At 69.7% G+C, this 16,320-nt stretch carries 15 protein-coding genes; 6 read left to right on the forward strand and 9 right to left on the reverse strand.

All coding sequences use genetic code 11. The annotated features are described in order from the left end of the window. Nucleotides 1-44: 44 nt before the first annotated feature. From LQZ87_RS01590 to purM, 3 genes are read right to left on the reverse strand one after another with little or no spacing between them, the layout of a single operon-like run. Complete coding sequence (locus tag LQZ87_RS01590; RefSeq protein ID WP_230101687.1) at nt 45-1,364, reverse strand: MFS transporter; 1,320 nt, start codon at nt 1,362-1,364, stop codon at nt 45-47. Continuing rightward, complete coding sequence (gene purF / locus LQZ87_RS01595) at nt 1,361-2,833, reverse strand: amidophosphoribosyltransferase (protein WP_230101688.1); 1,473 nt, start codon at nt 2,831-2,833, stop codon at nt 1,361-1,363. The genes LQZ87_RS01590 and purF overlap by 4 nt, the downstream gene beginning before the upstream one ends. A 22-nt stretch (nt 2,834-2,855) precedes the next feature. Then, complete coding sequence (gene purM, locus LQZ87_RS01600; RefSeq protein ID WP_230101689.1) at nt 2,856-3,980, reverse strand: phosphoribosylformylglycinamidine cyclo-ligase; 1,125 nt, start codon at nt 3,978-3,980, stop codon at nt 2,856-2,858. Between the two features lie 96 nt (nt 3,981-4,076). Between purM and LQZ87_RS01605 the strand changes: the two genes are divergently transcribed. After that, nucleotides 4,077-4,682 carry a zinc-binding alcohol dehydrogenase gene (locus LQZ87_RS01605; RefSeq protein WP_230101690.1) on the forward strand — a complete coding sequence of 202 codons (606 nt, stop codon included), beginning with the start codon at nt 4,077-4,079 and terminating at the stop codon, nt 4,680-4,682. Nucleotides 4,683-4,769: 87 nt separating this feature from the next. On the opposite strand, the gene LQZ87_RS01610 is transcribed toward LQZ87_RS01605, so the two are convergent. Genes LQZ87_RS01610 through LQZ87_RS01620 form a run of 3 tightly spaced genes read right to left on the reverse strand, consistent with a single transcriptional unit; the run spans nt 4,770 to nt 8,940 of the window. After that, a complete protein-coding gene (locus LQZ87_RS01610) occupies nt 4,770-5,084 on the reverse strand; it encodes a potassium transporter Trk (RefSeq protein ID WP_230101691.1) in 315 nt (104 codons plus the stop codon). Nucleotides 5,085-5,112: 28 nt separating this feature from the next. Next, nucleotides 5,113-5,934: a siderophore-interacting protein gene (locus tag LQZ87_RS01615; RefSeq protein ID WP_230101692.1), complete on the reverse strand. Its 822-nt coding sequence runs from the start codon at nt 5,932-5,934 to the stop codon at nt 5,113-5,115. A gap of 3 nt (nt 5,935-5,937) precedes the next feature. Beyond that, complete coding sequence (locus LQZ87_RS01620) at nt 5,938-8,940, reverse strand: HtaA domain-containing protein (RefSeq protein WP_230101693.1); 3,003 nt, start codon at nt 8,938-8,940, stop codon at nt 5,938-5,940. Between the two features lie 168 nt (nt 8,941-9,108). Here LQZ87_RS01620 and LQZ87_RS01625 point away from each other — a divergent pair, with 168 nt between their 5' ends. Genes LQZ87_RS01625 through LQZ87_RS01635 form a run of 3 tightly spaced genes read left to right on the forward strand, consistent with a single transcriptional unit; the run spans nt 9,109 to nt 12,073 of the window. Continuing rightward, complete coding sequence (locus LQZ87_RS01625) at nt 9,109-10,233, forward strand: ABC transporter substrate-binding protein (protein ID WP_230101694.1); 1,125 nt, start codon at nt 9,109-9,111, stop codon at nt 10,231-10,233. Then, nucleotides 10,230-11,303, forward strand: coding sequence for an iron ABC transporter permease (locus tag LQZ87_RS01630; protein WP_230101695.1), 1,074 nt, complete (start codon nt 10,230-10,232; stop codon nt 11,301-11,303). Before LQZ87_RS01625 ends, LQZ87_RS01630 begins: the two co-directional genes overlap by 4 nt. Then, nucleotides 11,294-12,073, forward strand: coding sequence for a heme ABC transporter ATP-binding protein (locus LQZ87_RS01635; RefSeq protein ID WP_230101696.1), 780 nt, complete (start codon nt 11,294-11,296; stop codon nt 12,071-12,073). Before LQZ87_RS01630 ends, LQZ87_RS01635 begins: the two co-directional genes overlap by 10 nt. Before the next feature lie 9 nt (nt 12,074-12,082). On the opposite strand, the gene LQZ87_RS01640 is transcribed toward LQZ87_RS01635, so the two are convergent. Together LQZ87_RS01640 and LQZ87_RS01645 are read right to left on the reverse strand one after the other, a co-directional pair. Continuing rightward, nucleotides 12,083-12,451: a sterol carrier family protein gene (locus LQZ87_RS01640; RefSeq protein WP_230101697.1), complete on the reverse strand. Its 369-nt coding sequence runs from the start codon at nt 12,449-12,451 to the stop codon at nt 12,083-12,085. Between the two features lie 21 nt (nt 12,452-12,472). After that, the gene (locus LQZ87_RS01645; protein WP_230101698.1) at nt 12,473-12,961 is read right to left on the reverse strand and encodes a hypothetical protein; all 489 of its coding nucleotides are present in this window, start codon (nt 12,959-12,961) and stop codon (nt 12,473-12,475) included. 57 nt (nt 12,962-13,018) lie between these two features. Between LQZ87_RS01645 and LQZ87_RS01650 the strand changes: the two genes are divergently transcribed. Together LQZ87_RS01650 and purD are read left to right on the forward strand one after the other, a co-directional pair. Continuing rightward, a complete protein-coding gene (locus LQZ87_RS01650; protein WP_230101699.1) occupies nt 13,019-13,702 on the forward strand; it encodes a CoA pyrophosphatase in 684 nt (227 codons plus the stop codon). 32 nt (nt 13,703-13,734) lie between these two features. Further along, a complete protein-coding gene (gene purD, locus LQZ87_RS01655) occupies nt 13,735-15,012 on the forward strand; it encodes a phosphoribosylamine--glycine ligase (RefSeq protein ID WP_230101700.1) in 1,278 nt (425 codons plus the stop codon). A 90-nt stretch (nt 15,013-15,102) separates the two neighbouring features. Here the strand turns inward: purD and LQZ87_RS01660 are convergent, their stop codons facing one another. Continuing rightward, entirely contained in the window at nt 15,103-16,281 is a 1,179-nt protein-coding gene (locus LQZ87_RS01660; protein WP_230101701.1) for an ROK family transcriptional regulator, read from the reverse strand. Nucleotides 16,282-16,320 lie beyond the last annotated feature (39 nt).

Here is a 16,320-nt window from a genome sequence, read left to right on the forward strand (position 1 = left end):
TGCCTCGGCAACGGGGTCTTTGTCGTCTCCGCCGATCCGGCTGATCACCAGCGTCCGTACCGGGCCTCCCACTCGTCCTCGATCGTGCGCCGGCGCCCCGCGATGAGTCCGAACGGGATGGCGACGACGAGGACGATTCCGATCGTCACGATGGGCAGCGTCCACGTGCCGGTGCTCTCATGCAGGACACCGATGAGAAGCGGGAAGACCGCGGCGAAGACGTAGCCGGTGCTCTGCACGAAGCTGCTGAGCGCTACGGCGCTCTCAGGAGTCCGAGCGCGGATGCTGATGAGCACCAGCGCCAGCGGGAACAGCACACCGACGACGCCGAAGATCGCGACCCACAGCCACACGGTGGCCTCGTTGGAGAAGAACAGAAGGCCCGCGGCGCCGACGAGTCCGCACGTGACCGCCACGGCGAACAGCGACCGGGTGGCCTGGAATCGCACCACCAGCACAGGGACGAGCAGCGACGCCGGAAGCCCCATGAGAGCGAACAGCGACAGCAGCAGGCCGGCGACCGACGGCGACACTCCGGCGAGATCCGTCACGATGGCAGGCAGCCAGGCGAACGACACGTACGCCATGGTCGACGAGGTCCCGAATACCACAGCGATGGCCCAGGCGAGCGGCAGCCGTAGCAGCCGCGAGAACGCGCGCGTGTTCGCCGGGGCGACGGCGATCGGTCCGGTGGCGAGTTCTGCTGGGTCCTGCTCGCGTTCCGGGGCGACGGTTCGGGATGCCGCGGACACGGGACCCGGCATCCCGGCCGTCCGCCCCGTGACGAGCATCAGGATCCACGGCACGGCGCCTGCGATCGCGAACACGCCCCACAGTCCGAGGGAGACGCGCCATCCGGCGGCATCTGCGACGGGAACCGCCACCAGCGGCGGAAGGAACGTCGACAGCGCCATCGCGGTCGTGTAGAGCGTCATCATCATCCCGAGCCGGTCGGGGAAGTACTTCTTCACCAGCGGCGGAAGGAGGATGTTGCCCATACCGACGCCGGCGAAGATCAGCGCAGACGTCAGCAGCAGCGGAACCGCTCCTCCCGAGAGACCGCGGAGGATGAGTCCTGCCGCGATGACGACGAGAGCGATGACCGTGACCCGCTCGAGGCCGAGCCGCCGCTCGAGCAGCGGCGTGCACAGGCCGAAGATCGCGAAGCACACCGGCGGGGCGGTGCCGATGAGTCCGACGATCGCCGTCGGCAGCGCGAAGTCGGCCGACACATGGTCGAGCAGGGGCGAGAGCGAAGCGACCGCCGAGCGCAGCGAGAACGCGCACAGCAGGATCCCGAGAATCGCGAGTGCTCGCCCTCGCCACAGCGGCCGGGGGCTCGAGGTGTTCACAGACCCGGTCACGAAGACTGGGAGCTCTCCACCCACTCGAGGTATTCCTCGGTGACGGTGCCGGTTACGTAGCGCCCGTCGAAGCAGCTCATGTCGAGGTCGGTGACATCCGAACCCTCGATGATGGCCGCCTTGAGGTCTTCGACCTCCTGGTAGACGAGGTGGTCGACGCCGAGCTCCTGGGCGATCTCCGGGATCGTGCGCCCATGGGCGATGAGCTCGTGCTTCGAGGGCATGTTGATGCCGTAGACGTGCGGGTACCGCACGGGAGGAGCGGCTGATGCGAAGGTGACGGAGAGGGCGCCGGCATCCCGAGCCATCTGGATGATCTGCTTGCTCGTCGTTCCACGCACGATCGAATCGTCGATCAGCAGCACGTTCTTGCCGCGGAACTCGCTGGACATCGCGTTGAGCTTCTGGCGGACGCTCTTCTTGCGCACCGCCTGCCCCGGCATGATGAAGGTGCGTCCGACGTAGCGGTTCTTGTAGAAGCCCTCGCGGTACTCGATGCCGAGCTTGCGGGCGACCTCCATGGCCGACGGGCGCGCAGAGTCCGGGATCGGCATGACGACGTCGATCTTGTCGCGCGGCACGTGCTTGGCGATCGTGTCGGCGAGGCGCTCCCCCATCCGCAGTCGCGACTCGTAGACGGCGATGCCGTTCATGATCGAGTCGGGGCGGGCGAGGTAGACGTACTCGAACGCGCACGGGAACAGGCTCGGGTCGGCGGCGCACTGCTGCGTGAACAGCTCGCCCTGCTCTGTGATGAACACCGCCTCGCCGGGTGCGACCTCGCGGACGACCTCGTAGTCGGCGTTCTCGAGCACCAGCGACTCGCTCGCGACGATCCACTCGTCGCGCTTCTCGCCGTCGGCATCCTTGCCGTCACGACGTCCGAGGATCAGCGGACGGATGCCGAACGGGTCGCGGAACGCGAGCAGGCCGTAGCCCGCGATCACGGCGATCACCGCGTAGGCGCCCTCGATCCGCTCGTGCGTGCGGCTGACGGCCTCGAAGATGCGCTCGGGGTCGAGGTCGACATCGGAGGTCGTGGCCTGCAGCTCGCCGGCGAGCACATTCAGCAGCAGCTCGGTGTCGCTGGAGGAGTTGAGGTGACGGCGATCGCGCTGCGCCATATCGGCGGTGAGTTCACGGGTGTTGGTGAGGTTGCCGTTGTGGATGAGGACGATGCCGTAGGGCGCGTTCACGTAGAACGGCTGCATCTCCTCCTCGCTGGATGCCGTGCCCTTGGTGGCGTAGCGGACGTGACCGAGGCCGACGTTGCCGAGCAGGGAGCGCATGTCACGAGTGCGGAACGCCTCGCGCACCATCCCCTCGGCCTTGGCCGTGTGCATGACGCCGTTCGGCTCCGCTGTCGCGATGCCCGTGGCATCCTGACCGCGGTGCTGCAGGAGGAGCAGCGCGTCGTAGATGTCCTGATTGACCGGGCCGCCTGCGACCGCTCCGACGATTCCGCACATGGGGTGTTGTCTGATCCGTTCTTCAGTGACTGCGGGCGCTGTCCGAGTACGCGCCGACCAGACGGACCGCACCGCCGTCGACGCCCTTGGCGCCCTCTTCGAAGTCTCCGGCCGGTCGCGCGCCGGTGGAGACCGTCGCGACCTGCCAGGCGTCGATGCCCTCGCCAGCGAGGGCTGCGATCGCGGCGTCCTTGCGAGCTCCGTCGATCACGGCGAGGAAGCCGATGCCGAGGTTCCAGGTGCCCTCCGCCGACTCCAGGGTGGAGCCGGCGATGTCGCTGAGCACGCGGAAGACCGGGCTCGGTGACCATGTCGAGCGGTCGACTTCGGCCCAGCTGCCGACCGGCAGCACACGGGCGAGGTTCGCAGCGATGCCTCCGCCGGTGACGTGGCTGAGCGAGTGGAGGCTGCCCTCGGGGAGCGCGTCGATCAGGCGCAGCAGCGGCAGCGTGTACAGGCGGGTGGGCTCGAGGAGGGCCTCGCCCCACGTCCGACCGAAGTCGGCGGCGTTGTCGCCGTAGCCGATCCCGGCGTTCGTGATGATGTGACGCACGAGCGAATAGCCGTTGGAGTGCAGTCCGCTGGATGCCAGGGCGAGGACGATGTCGCCGTCCTCGACGCGGTCTGCCCCGAGCACGGCATCCGCCTCGACGACGCCCGTCGCGGCGCCGGCGACGTCGTAGTCGCGGGGGCCGAGGAGTCCGGGGTGCTCCGCGGTCTCGCCGCCGACGAGCGCCGTGCCGGTCGCGGTGCACGCGTCGGCGATGCCGCGGACGATGTCGGCGATGCGCTCGGGGACGACCTTGCCGCACGCGATGTAGTCGGTCATGAAGAGGGGCTTCGCACCCACCACGACGATGTCGTCGACGACCATGCCGACCAGGTCCTGCCCGATCGTGTCGTGCTTGTCGATGGCCTGCGCGATCGCGACCTTCGTGCCGACGCCGTCGGTGCTGGTCGCGAGCAGCGGCTTGGTGTAGCCGAGCAGCGCGCTCGCATCGAAGAGGCCGGCGAAGCCGCCGACTCCCCCGAGCACTTCGGGGCCGTGCGTCGCGCGCACGGACGACTTCATCAGCTCGACGGCGAGATCACCGGCAGCGGTGTCGACACCGGCTTCGGAATAGGGATTGGTGGAGGAGGCAGCCACGAGACCAGACTACCGGCCGCGGGAGGCCCCGACTTTCGCATTGCGTCCAGGCTGAGGGCCTCGCCGACGACGGATGGACCTCCATAGGATGGGGCCATGGCCGACAAGCCGCAGTGGTTGATCCGCGAAGACGCCGGGGTGCCGGTGCTGATCGCGCTCGCGCTGCGGCAGATGCTCGGCATCCGCGTGCCGGACGACCTCCCTGCGCTGCGCGATCTGCAGGTGCGCGCTCCGGATGCCGTCGACGCGACGTCCGAGCTCGAAGCGCAGTGGCGCGAGTACTGGGACATGACCGTCGAACCGCGCGCGCATCCCTCTGATGTGCCGCTCGAGCTGGTCGAGGGATTCGACACCCTGGTGGCGCTGCCTGCCACCGGTGCCGACGAGCTCCGCGCGGCGATAGCGCCGCTCGCGCCGGCCGCTCTGCTGTACGCACAGAAGGCCCGCAAGCGATACTTCGACACCATGAAGACAGCCACCGGCGGCGGCGCCTACCGCGCGTATGCGAGCGCGATCGCCGAGTTCGAGCGCGAGGTGGGGCGGCGAGCGCACTCATTCGAGCTGAACGTGCAGGTGCTGCCGTTCTCGCAGCGCGGTATCTGGTGGATCGGCGCACTCACGGTCGCCGTCACGGACGGGATGCGACGCGACGTCGTGGCCTTCGACTCGGCCATCCGGCCGATCATCGGCGAACTGGCTTAGCGCGACCGATCCCGATGCTGGATGCTTTTCGTCGGTCTCGCGCGCTCAGAACCGACGAAATGCATACGGCATGGCGCAGCGCAGCAGTCAGTCCTGCTCGATGACCGTCTCGCGGTCGACGCGCACGACACGGTCGTGGCGGCGAGCGATCCGCTCGAGCACGATCGCGACGACTCCGCCGAGGGCGATGCCGATCGGCACCGTCCACAGCAGCGCGAACCCGAAGACCTGGCCCGGCGGGTAGACGACGTCGAGTGTCGTCGACGGCTCGTAGCTGCCCACCATGGTCAGGATGCCGGCGGCGATGATGCCGAGCACGACGCCGATCGCCATGAACACGCCGTAGCGCGGCACACGCCGAACGGTCGCTTCGACGGTCTCACGGGGTTCGGGGGAGGACATGCCTCCATTCTCCCACAGGAGCCGCGCCTCAGATCTGGCCGATCGCCTCGCGCTTCTCCGCCTGGAACGCGTCCTCGCGGCGCCCGAGCGCCCAGTACGCCGACAGCGACAGCTGTGTGCGGTCGAGCCCTCGGTCATCGGTCAGGTGCGGTCGGAGCCGCTTCATCGCCCCGCGCTCACCGTGCGCGAAGACCTGCACCCGGCCTCCTGACCATTCCAGCCCGCGCACCGCGTCGACCAGCAGGTCGGTGGTGCCAGCAGCCCGCTCTCCGCGGTGCAGCCAGCGGACCTCGATGCCGGCCGGCGCCGTCAGCTCGAGCTGCTCCGACTCGTTCTGCACCTCGAGCAGAGCGAAGCCGGTGGCATCGCTCGGCATCGCCTCGAGCGCGGACGAGATGGCGGGGATCGCCGACTCGTCGCCGACGAGCAGGTGCCAGTCGGCCGCGGCATCCGGGGCGTATCCGCCACCGATCCCACCGAGCACGACAGGGTCACCGGGTTCGGCGTTCGCCGCCCACGGGCCTGCGACGCCCTCATCGCCGTGCGTGACGAAGTCGATCCAGACCTGCCCCGCCTCGAGGTCGAAGCGGCGGATCGTGTAGGTGCGACGCGTCGGCAGCATGTCGATCGGCAGCTGTTGGCGCAACTGCTCCATGTCATACGGAGGCGTGATCCCCGCCTCGGCGGGCGCGAACAGCATCTTCGTGTAGGCGTCGGTGAAGCCGTTGTCCTCGACGCCCGCGATGCCGGGGCCGCCGGCGACGATCCGCACGAGGTGCGGCGTCAGCCGGATGCGCTCGATGACCTCCAGCACGATCTGCGGACGCTGTGGACGCTGGGTGGATGCCATGGTTCAATCCTCGCTGACGATCGCGGATGCCGCAGCACGGCGTCGCTGCACGGCGACCCCTGTGCCGATTCCGGCGCCGACTACGAGCAGGCCGATGACGATCCACGCCCAGACCGGGAAGCCCTCGCTCGTCGAGATCGGCTCGATCGCCGCGGTGACGACCGGGGTCTCCTCGGCCTCCGCCTCGTCGGTCGCCGGCACCGCACCGCAGTCCGCCCCGATCGGGATCGAGAACGACACCGGGTCGAACGACTCCCCTGCCGCATAGGTTCCGAAGGCCGCGGCCCCGGCGTCGGTCAGTGTCGTGGCCGCAGCGTCCAGCGTCAGCACACCGTCTGCGGTGGCGGCATCCGCCATCGAGAACTCGACGAAGCGCACGCCCTGCGCGTCCACCGCCTCGCCGCCCTGGGTGGTGCCGCTGATGTCGAAGACGATGTACCCCGTGTCGCCGGCGAGCTCGATGCGCGCGTCGCTCATCCGGGTGTCGAGAGCGCCGTCGTGTCCGTGGAAGGCGATCGTGCCGCCGAAGTCCACGAGGCCCGCGCCGGATTCGTCGTCGTAGGAACCGGTGCCACCTGCCCACACGAACTCGGGGAACTCGTAGGCCACATCAGTGAGATCCCATCCGCCGCGGGCGATGCCCTCGATGTAGTTGCGGAAGCTCTCCTTGTATCCCCAGTTCAGCGTCGCGCCATCGACCGTGCATTCGCCGATCGCTGCGGTCGCAGCACGGTCGAGGGTGAACGCGAGCCCACGGTCGACGGAGCCCTGGAACGTCAGCGTGTGCTCGCCGTCCTCGAGGGTCGCCGGCAGCGATCCGGTCCACGTGGCGACGCCGTTCGCGTCCGCTTCGACCGTGCCGAGCAGCACCGGCGTCGAGTAGACGACGACCTGGATGTCCTGCTCACCCGAGGCGAATCCGGATGCTGTGACCGTCGCCGTCGCGCCGGACTGCAGCGCATCGAGAGCGTCGGCGTCAGCGTCGATGCCCGTCGTCGCGGGCGGCGCAGCAGGGATCTCGGCCTTCGGGTTCACGGATGCCGCCGCCACCGTGCCGACCGTCCCGTTCGGCGCGGGGGCAGGGGTTCCGATCGTGAAGGTGACGGGGTTCAGTGCCGTGCTGAAGCCGCTGAGCACCTGGTCACGACCCGCCGCGGTGAGCATCGCCGGTACGGCGGTATAGGTGACTGCGCCGTCAGCCGACGTCTTCGCTCCTCCCGCGAGATTCAACGTGGCGAAAGCGACCCGCGATCCGGCGTGGGTGAGGTAGAGCGTCGCCGCGGATGCCGAGGTGATCTCGACCCGCGGGTTCGAGACCGTGACGTCCAGCACGCCGTGGTGGCCGGTGAACCGAACCGAGCCGTTGTAGCCGACCGCTCCACGACCGGTGGTGCGGTCGTAGGTGGTACCCGCAGCCTGCCCGAACTGGAACTGGCTGCCCGAACGGGTCGCCCCGCCCGAGACGAAGATCTCACCCTGCGCGATGGGGCCGGTGACGTAGTTCGCGAACGCTGACGAGATCGCCCAGCGCAGCGATCCACCTGCGACCGGCTTCGCCGGGGTCACCGGGGGCTTCGGCGGGCCAGTGGGCTCGGTTGGCGGCGTCGGCTTCTCGCCCTTCAGCTTCTGCCACTGCTCAGCGGTGATCGTGACGTCGCCGCGTGCGTGGATGGTGTCGATGTTCGGCATCGTGTGCTGCTGCCAGACGAGCACCTCGTACGTCTTCGACGCGTCGAGCGTTTCGCCTGCGGCGACGAGCTCGGTCGTGAAGGCGCCGCCGGTGATGGTGCGGACGTACTGCATCGCGAGGAACCCGCCGCCGGCGGTCACCTCGGCCTCTGTACCCTTCTCGATCAGCGCGGCGTAGACGCCGGGGACGCCGACGAAGCCCTGCCCCGAGGCGGTCACGACGAGGTCGGTGCCGTCGACGGATGCCGAGTTCGACAGGGTCGTCTCGGGTTCGGGATCGGGCTTCGGCTCGGTCGAGTAGTTCACCGGGATGCCCTGCTCCTGCGCGGTGTTCGCCACGCCGCCGGCACCGTACGTGTACACGCCGTACGAGCCGCCCTCCGGGGCTGCGGGAGCGTTCTTCAGCGTCAACGTCGCGCGGAACGTTCCGTCGTCAGCGATGTTGACCCACTGGGCACGGATCGCGCCCTGGTACTGGGACGGGACCTGGTCGAGGACGCCCTCGGCGAGCGCCCACAGCTGCGAGGCGACGGAGCGGGCGCTGGATGCTGCGCCGGTCGACGGCTGCCAGTTCGCGGCGAAGTCGCCGAACACGACGTACGTGCCCTGCGGCAGCGTGTTCGGGATCGGCACGCCACGGCCGCCCACGTTCGCGGCGGGGTCGTAGCCGGTGCCCTGGACGACGATCTCGTCCCCGGCGTACAGCTCGGCGTCGCCGACGGGGGTCACGCCATCGGCGAGGAAGACCTGCAGGGCCGGCTCGAAGACCGGCTCCGGCTCGGGCTCAGGTGTGGGTTCCGGTGTCGGTTCCGGTGTCGGCTCGGGCGTCGGCTCTGGCTCTGGTGCCGGTGGGAACACGGCATCCCATTGCGCGTCCGAGATCTGCACGGCCGAGCGGCCGTAGAGGTTCTCCGGCGTGAACGCGCTGTGCTGCTTCCAGATGACGACCTCGTAGGTCAGCGCACGATCCAGCTTCGCGGCGGGAGCGGTCAGCGTGAAGGTCGTCGATCCGGCGCTCACCGCCGGGAACGGCAGGGCGAACGCCACGTACTGCATGCTGTTGAGCGCCTCGTCCTCGCCCTGCACGATGAGGGCGGCGTACGCGCCGGTCACGCCTTCGGGGAGTCCGGACCCCGCTACCGCGAACGTCACACCTGATTCGGATGCCGCCGTGACCTGCGGAGCGACCGTCGCGCCGTCAGCGGCGAAGGCCGCCGGAGCGGTCAACGTGCCGAACAGTGTCATGAGCACGGCGAGCAGGCCCGCCAGCGCCGTTCGTGTGCGACTGCTCGTCGCGGGGGACTCAGGGTGATTCACGGATGCCTCCAGGCGTGCGGTCGCGCTGTCGATGCCGGGCGCGACGAGGGACCCCTCTTCAGGGGCCGGATGCTGCTGCGGGTGAATGTGGTTAGGCTTAGCTAACCTACGTTTCTGACCATAGACTGATCATCGTCTCCACGTCAAAGGTTAGGACAGGCTTTCCTAATGCGCTCGCGTCTCCCTCTGCTCATCGCGGCCGTCCTCGTCGCCGCTCTCACCGGCTGCACGGCCCCGGCTGCGACCGCGAACCCCGAGCAGGCGGCATCCGGTTCCTGCCCCGCGGCCGCACAGCAGCTGTCCGATCTGCCGCTCGTCGATGACGTGCGCGCAGCGACCGGCGGCTCCACCGCCTGCCTGCCGAACCATGCGATCGCCCCGGTCGCCGACACGACCGCGCCGAAGCTCCCTGTCACCGTGACCGACGCGGAGGGTCGCGAGGTCGAGGTGACGGATGTCGATCGCATCCTCGCGATCGACATCTCCGGCACGATCGCGTCGACGGTGTTCGCGCTCGGGATGGGCGACAACGTGGTCGGGCGCGACTCGTCGACGACGTTCGACGGCACGGAGGATCTGCCCGTCGTGACCAAGACCGGCCACTCGCTGAACCCCGAAGCGATCCTCGAGCTCGCGCCGACCGTCATCCTCACCGACACGACGATCGGGCCCAAGGAGGTGCGTCAGCAGCTGCGCGACGCCGGCATCCCGATCGTCATCGTGTCCGACGAGCTGAGGTTGGAGACCACCGATCAGCTCATCACCGAGGTCGCCTCAGCCCTCGGCATCCCATCGCGGGGCGAGGCCCTGAGCGCGCAGGTCGAGGGGGATCTCGACGCCGCCCTCTCCGAGATCGCGCCCGTCATCCCGCCCGATCCGGCCGACCGTGCTCGCATGCTCTTCCTGTACGTCCGCGGCAGTGCCAACGTGTACTACATCTTCGGCAAGGACTCCGGAGCGGACGCGCTCATCGAATCCGTCGGCGGCATCGACGTCGCCGGCGAGATCGGCTGGGAGGGCACCAAGCCGGTGACCGCCGAGGCACTCGTCGCCGCGCAGCCCGACGTACTGGTGATGATGACCGACGGGTTGGAATCGGTCGGCGGCATCGACGGGCTCATCGAGCGAGTCCCTGCCGTCGCCCAGACGCCGGCCGGCGTGAACCGGTGGGTGATCGACATGGCGGATGCCGAGATCCTCAGCTTCGGGCCGCGGTCGCCCGAGATCGTCCGGGCGATCGCACGCGCCCTGTACGCCCCGGCCTCTGGCGCGACCGGCGAGACCGCCGAATGACGGGCGAGGTCGTCACCGCGACGCCGACCCGGCATCGCGGGCTGCGCTTCGCCGTGGTCACGACGATTCTCGTGATCGCCCTCGTGATCACCTGCCTGGTGTCGCTCGGGAGCGGCCAGTACTCGCTGTCGCCGACCGAGATCGTCGGCATCCTGCTGCGCGAGATCGGCGTCCCGTCCGGGTGGGCGCCGGATGATGCCTCAGCGAGCGGGGTGATCCTCAGCATCCGGCTCCCCCGTCTCGTTCTCGGCGTGCTCGTGGGGGCGGCGCTTGCGGTCTCGGGCGTGCTGATGCAGGCGATCTTCGGCAACCCGCTCGCGGATGCCAGCGTCGTGGGCGTCTCGTCGGGCGCAGCGCTCGGCGCCGCGGCCAGCCTCACGTTCGGGCTCGCGACGTTCGGGATGTGGACGACGCCGGCCATGGCGTTCATCGGCGGCCTCGTGGCGGTGTTCGCGGTGTACTTCATCAGCCGATCAGGCGGGCGGACCGAAGTCGTGACGCTGCTGCTCACGGGTATCGCGATCAACGCGATCGGCGGGGCGGGCATGGCTTTCCTGACGTTCCTGGGCACGACGTCGACGCGCGAGCAGATCGTCTTCTGGCAGCTCGGTTCGCTGAACGGCGCGCTCTGGCCGAACATCGCGATCGTCGCTCCGCTCACCGCTGTGGGGATCGTGGTGGCGCTGCTCGTCGCTCACCGCCTCGATCTCTTCGCCCTCGGCGAGCGCACCGCCCGCCATCTCGGCCTCAACGTCGAACTGCTGCGGATCATCGTGATCGTCACGGTCGCCGTGCTCGTGTGCGCGGCCGTCGCGTTCGCGGGGATCATCGGCTTCGTCGGTCTCGTCATCCCGCACCTCATGCGCATGCTGATCGGCCCGGCGCACCTGCCTCTGATCATCGCGTCGACGGCGGGTGGCGCGCTGCTGATCGCGCTCGCCGATCTCGTCGCGCGCACCGTGGTGCCGCTGGCCGACATGCCGATCGGCATGATCACCTCGCTCGTGGGCGGACCGTTCTTCCTCTGGCTGCTCGTGCGAACGCGACGCCGATCAGGAGGATGGGCGTGAGCGTGCTGACGGCATCCGGAATCACGGTCCGCCCCGTCTCAGGTGCGAAGCCGATCCTCGAGGACGCGGCGATCGAGGTGCGGGCCGGCGAGGTGCACGCGCTCGTCGGGCCCAACGGCGCCGGCAAATCGACGCTGTTCGGTGTACTGGCGGGGGATGTCGCACCCGAGGCCGGGTCGGTGTCGATCGATGGACGGTCGGTGCGCGCCATGCGTCCGCGCGAGCTCGCGCGGACGCGGGCCGTGCTGCTGCAGGAGAACGCGGTGTCGTTCCCGTTCTCAGCCGAGCAGGTCGTGCGGATGGGGCGCGCGCCGTGGGCGCGCACGCCGAGCGAGGCGGATGACGATGCCGCTGTAGCCGCGGCGATGCGAGCGACCGAGGTCGATGGGCTCGCGCACCGCTCGGTGTCGTCGCTGTCGGGCGGAGAGCGCGCGCGGGTCGCGCTGGCTCGGGTGCTCGCGCAGGCGACGCCGATCCTGCTGCTGGACGAGCCGACGGCATCCCTCGATCTCAAGCATCACGAGGACGTCATGCGCCTGGTGCGCGCGAGCGCGGATGCCGGCGCCGCGGTCGCCGTCGTGCTGCACGACCTCAACGCTGCACTGGCGCATGCCGACCGTGTGACGCTGCTCACCGCCGGTCGCGTTGTCGGGACCGGGAAGCCGGCCGAGGTTCTCACGGCCGAGCGGATCGCCGAGGTGTACGAGCAGAGCGTCGATGTGTTCCCGCATCCAGCGACGGGAGTGCCGCTGGTCGTCGCCCGGCGGTAGGACCTGGGCTCAGGGTCGCAGCGGAAGAAGACCGTGCAGGTCGGCGCGGGTTCCGGATGCCTGCACACGGCCGGCCGCGACGGCATCGGCCCATTCCTCTTCACCGGTGGCGAGGGCGATCCAGGTCGCGGCATCCATCTCGATCACGTTCGGCGGCGTCCCGCGGGTGTGCCGGGGCCCCTGCACGACCTGCACCGCACCGAACGGCGGCACACGCACCTCGACGCTGTTGCCCGGCGCCTTCTCGTCCAGCAGCTGCAGCAGGTACCGCACGGCTGTCGCAAGTGCGGTCCGAGCGGGCTTCTCCCCCGCCGCGGTCGCTGAGCGCACGGCATCCAGCGCAGCGCGCCCCTCGGCGGTGTCGATCTTGCGAGCCATCTGCTCAGCCTATGGCGGGCGTCACTTCTCCGCGCTCGGGCTCTCTGTGCCGTGGACGGCCACAGCCCACCCGGCCGCTCCCTCCAAGCTGATCGCACTCGCGCCGACGGCGCTCACGCCGTCCATCGTCAGGTCGATCGTGTGTGGACTCTCGTCGCAGGGCACATCCTCCTCACGAAGGGTCGTGGCGCTGGTCGCTCCCTCGAGCCGGACCTCGACGCTCACCCGATCCTCGCCGAAGCAGTAGACATCGGCATGAGACACACTCGCGTCGATGTCGTCCGCGAACGCCACGTGGATGGCGTCGAGATCTCCCCAGTCGAGAGCTGCGCCTCCGCGGAAACTGGTCAGCACGTCACCGCCGTCGATGTCCAAGTCATCCAGCCACTGCTGGACCTCCTCCGAGGTGTCCGACTGCGAATGCTGAGCCGTACATCCGCTCAGAGCGATGCCGCCGCTCAGCACGGTCAACGCGGCTCCGATCACAGCAGGTCCCCGCAGACGATTCATACCCCGGAGCATAGCGACGACCGAGCCGCGCGAAGTGAGAGCGATTAGCCTCGAACCATGACCGACGACCAGCCCTCGCACGGCGCCCGCGCCGAGCTGCTCGCCGCAGCACGCCGCGGCGACTGGAATCCGCCGGCGCTGCCGCAGGTGCCCGACGGCGTCCAAGCCCGGAGGTCGGCCGTTCTCGTCCTGTTCGGGGTGCTGGACAGCATCCCGGCGGCGACGCCCGACGCCGCCGTCGCGAAGGACCTCGACGTGCTGCTGCAGCGACGCGCTCCGACACTGTCATCGCACCCGGGGCAGGTGTCGTTCCCCGGCGGCGGACGCGAGGCGGCCGACCGCGACGACATCGACACCGCGCTGCGCGAGGCCGAGGAGGAGACGGGCCTCGACCCGACCGGCGTCGAGATCCTCGCCGCGCTGCCCGCACTCCCCCTGGCCGTCAGCAATCACCACGTCACCCCGGTGCTCGGCTGGTGGACGAAGCCCTCCAAGGTCGCGGCGGTCGATCACGCCGAGACCGTCGAGGTGTTCCGGGTGCCGGTGGCGCAGCTGCTCGACCCGGCTACGCGTTTCACGTCGACGATCACCCGCGCAGGCATGACCTTCAGGGGCCCGGCGTTCGACGTCGACGGAACGATCGTCTGGGGCTTCACCGCCATGGTTCTCGACCGGCTGTTCGACGCATGCGGGTGGACCGTGCCGTGGGATGCGACGGTCGAGCGGCCCGTCACCGTGTGACCGCAGCGGACACGGCTCGGTAGTCTGGACGGGTGAAGATCCTCGTCCTCGGTTCCGGTGCCCGTGAGCACGCGATCATCCTCGCCCTCAAGGCAGAAGGCGCCGGACACGAGCTGTTCTGCTCCCCCGGCAACGCCGGCATCGCCGCGGACGCGACCCTCGTCGCCGTCGACCAGCTCGACGGCCGGGCGGTCACCGCGTACGCCAATGAGCACTCCATCGACCTCGTCGTCATCGGTCCGGAAGCACCCCTCGTCGCCGGCGTCGCCGACGCCCTGCGCGAGCGCGGGATCCCCGTGTTCGGCCCTGGGAAGGCCGCTGCCCAGCTCGAGGGTTCCAAGGCATTCGCGAAGCGGGTAATGGATGCCGCCGGCGTGCCGACCGGACGCGCAGTGCGCGCAGCATCCATCGCCGACGTCGAGGGCGCGTTCGACGAGCTCGGCGCGCCCTACGTCGTCAAGGCCGACGGGCTCGCAGCGGGCAAGGGCGTCGTCGTCACCTCCGACCGCGCCGAGGCGCTCGCGCACGCCGAGCACTATCTGCCCGCGGGTCCGGTGCTGATCGAGGAGTTCCTCTCCGGCCCCGAGGTATCGCTCTTCTTCCTGTCCGACGGCGACACCGTGCGGGCGCTCAGCCCCGCGCAGGACTTCAAGCGCGCCTTCGACGGCGACGAAGGACCGAACACCGGCGGCATGGGCGCCTACTCGCCGCTGCCGTGGCTGGCCGAGCAGTTCGGCAGCGAGCGCGAGTTCGTCGACCTCGTCACCGAGCAGGTCGCCATGCCCGTCATCCGCCAGTTGGATGCCGAGGGAACCCCGTTCATCGGCCTCCTCTACGCCGGCCTCATCCTCACCCCGGCGGGCGTGAAGGTCATCGAGTTCAACGCACGATTCGGCGACCCGGAGACGCAGATCGTGCTGCCGCGTCTGCGCACCCCGCTGTCGCAGCTTCTGCTGGCCGCGGCATCCGGGAATCTCGAGGGCCAGCCGCAGCCGGAGTTCTCCGACGACGTCGCGATCACGGTCGTGCTCGCGAGCGAGGGCTACCCGGAGGCTCCGCAGACCGGTCGCCAGATCGCAGGCCTCGCGGATGCCGCGAGCGTCGAGGGCGTGCGAATCGTCCACGCCGCGACGGCGGGACCGGATGCTCCGGGCGGCGACCTCGTCGCGACCGGGGGCCGCGTGCTGAACGTCGTCGCGGTCGGATCGGACTTCGCCACCGCTCGGACGCGCGCCTACGATGCCATGGGGCGCATCGACCTGGACGGCGCGCACTACCGCCGCGACATCGCCGCCGCCGTCGCGGAGTAGTGGTCGTTCGCGCTGCTGATCGCTGCTCGCGCTGCGAGAGTATCTGCAGCGCGAGCAGAACGGAGCCGCGCGAGCCGGCGCGGACGCGGCTCAGCCGTCGAAGCCGAAGCTCTGCGGCAGGATCTCGGGCGAGAGGGCGTACTCGACCGCGAGCATGCTCGCGCCTCGCACCGCGGCCTCGCCGGCGGTGACGGACTGCACGATCGCCAGGTGCTCGGTGGCGAGCGGCATCGACCGCGTGTAGACGACCTCGCGGACGCCGGCGATCAGGTGCTCGCCCACTCTCGCCATAGCGCCGCCGATCGAGATCACCGAGGGGTTGAGCAGGCTGACGGATGCCGTGAGCACCTCTCCGAGGTCGCGCCCGGCCTGCCGCACCGCCTGGATCGCCTCAAGGCTGCCGTTCTTCACGAGTTCGACGACGTCGTTGCCGTCCTTCGCCTCGATGCCCTTCGCCGTCAGCGACCGGGCGATCGCCGGTCCGGACGCCAGCGCCTCGAGGCATCCGGTGTTCCCGCAGTGGCAGGGCACATCGGCGCCTCGGGCGACCCGCACGTGCCCGAAGTCGCCGGCGATGCCCTGCGCACCGCGCAGCAGACGCCCGTCCGAGATGATCCCGGCACCGATACCGGTGGCGACCTTGACGAAGATGAGGTGGTCGGTGGCCGGCCAGGCGGCCGCCCGTTCGCCGAGCGCAGAGATGTTCACATCGTTGTCGACGAGCACGGGCACCTCGAGGTGCTGCTGCACCCACCCGGGAACGTCGAACGCGTCCCATCCAGGCATGATCGGAGGCTTCGCAGGCCTTCCCGTCGAGTACTCGACCGGTCCGGGGACGCCGACGCCGATGGCCGCGATCTGATCGTGCGCGAGCCCGGCCTCTGTGATCAGTTCGTTCGCGGTGTCGACCATCCAGGTCAGCACCGGCTCCGGCCCGAGGGAGACCGCCATCTGCCCGGTGCGCTCGGCGAGGATCGTGCCGGCGAGGTCGGTCACGGCCACAGTGGTGTGCGAAGCGCCGATGTCGGCGGCGATCACGACCTTCGCAGCCGGGTTCAGAGCGAACTGCGACGGCGGACGCCCACCGGTCGATGCGGCATCCGCCACCGGAGCGACGAGTCCCATGCGCATGAGCTCGTCGACGCGCGCCGCCACGGTCGAGCGGGCGAGACCGGACGATTTCGCCAGTTCGGCACGCGTACGCGGCACGCCGTCCCGCAGCAGCTGGAAGAGCTGACCTACACCGGCGACGCTGGGATTGCTGGGCATTCTTCCTCTGTGCTTCTCATGAAACGGCTGCCACCGACG

This window comes from Microbacterium sp. Bi121 (assembly GCF_918698005.1).
Classification (GTDB): Bacteria; Actinomycetota; Actinomycetes; order Actinomycetales; family Microbacteriaceae; genus Microbacterium.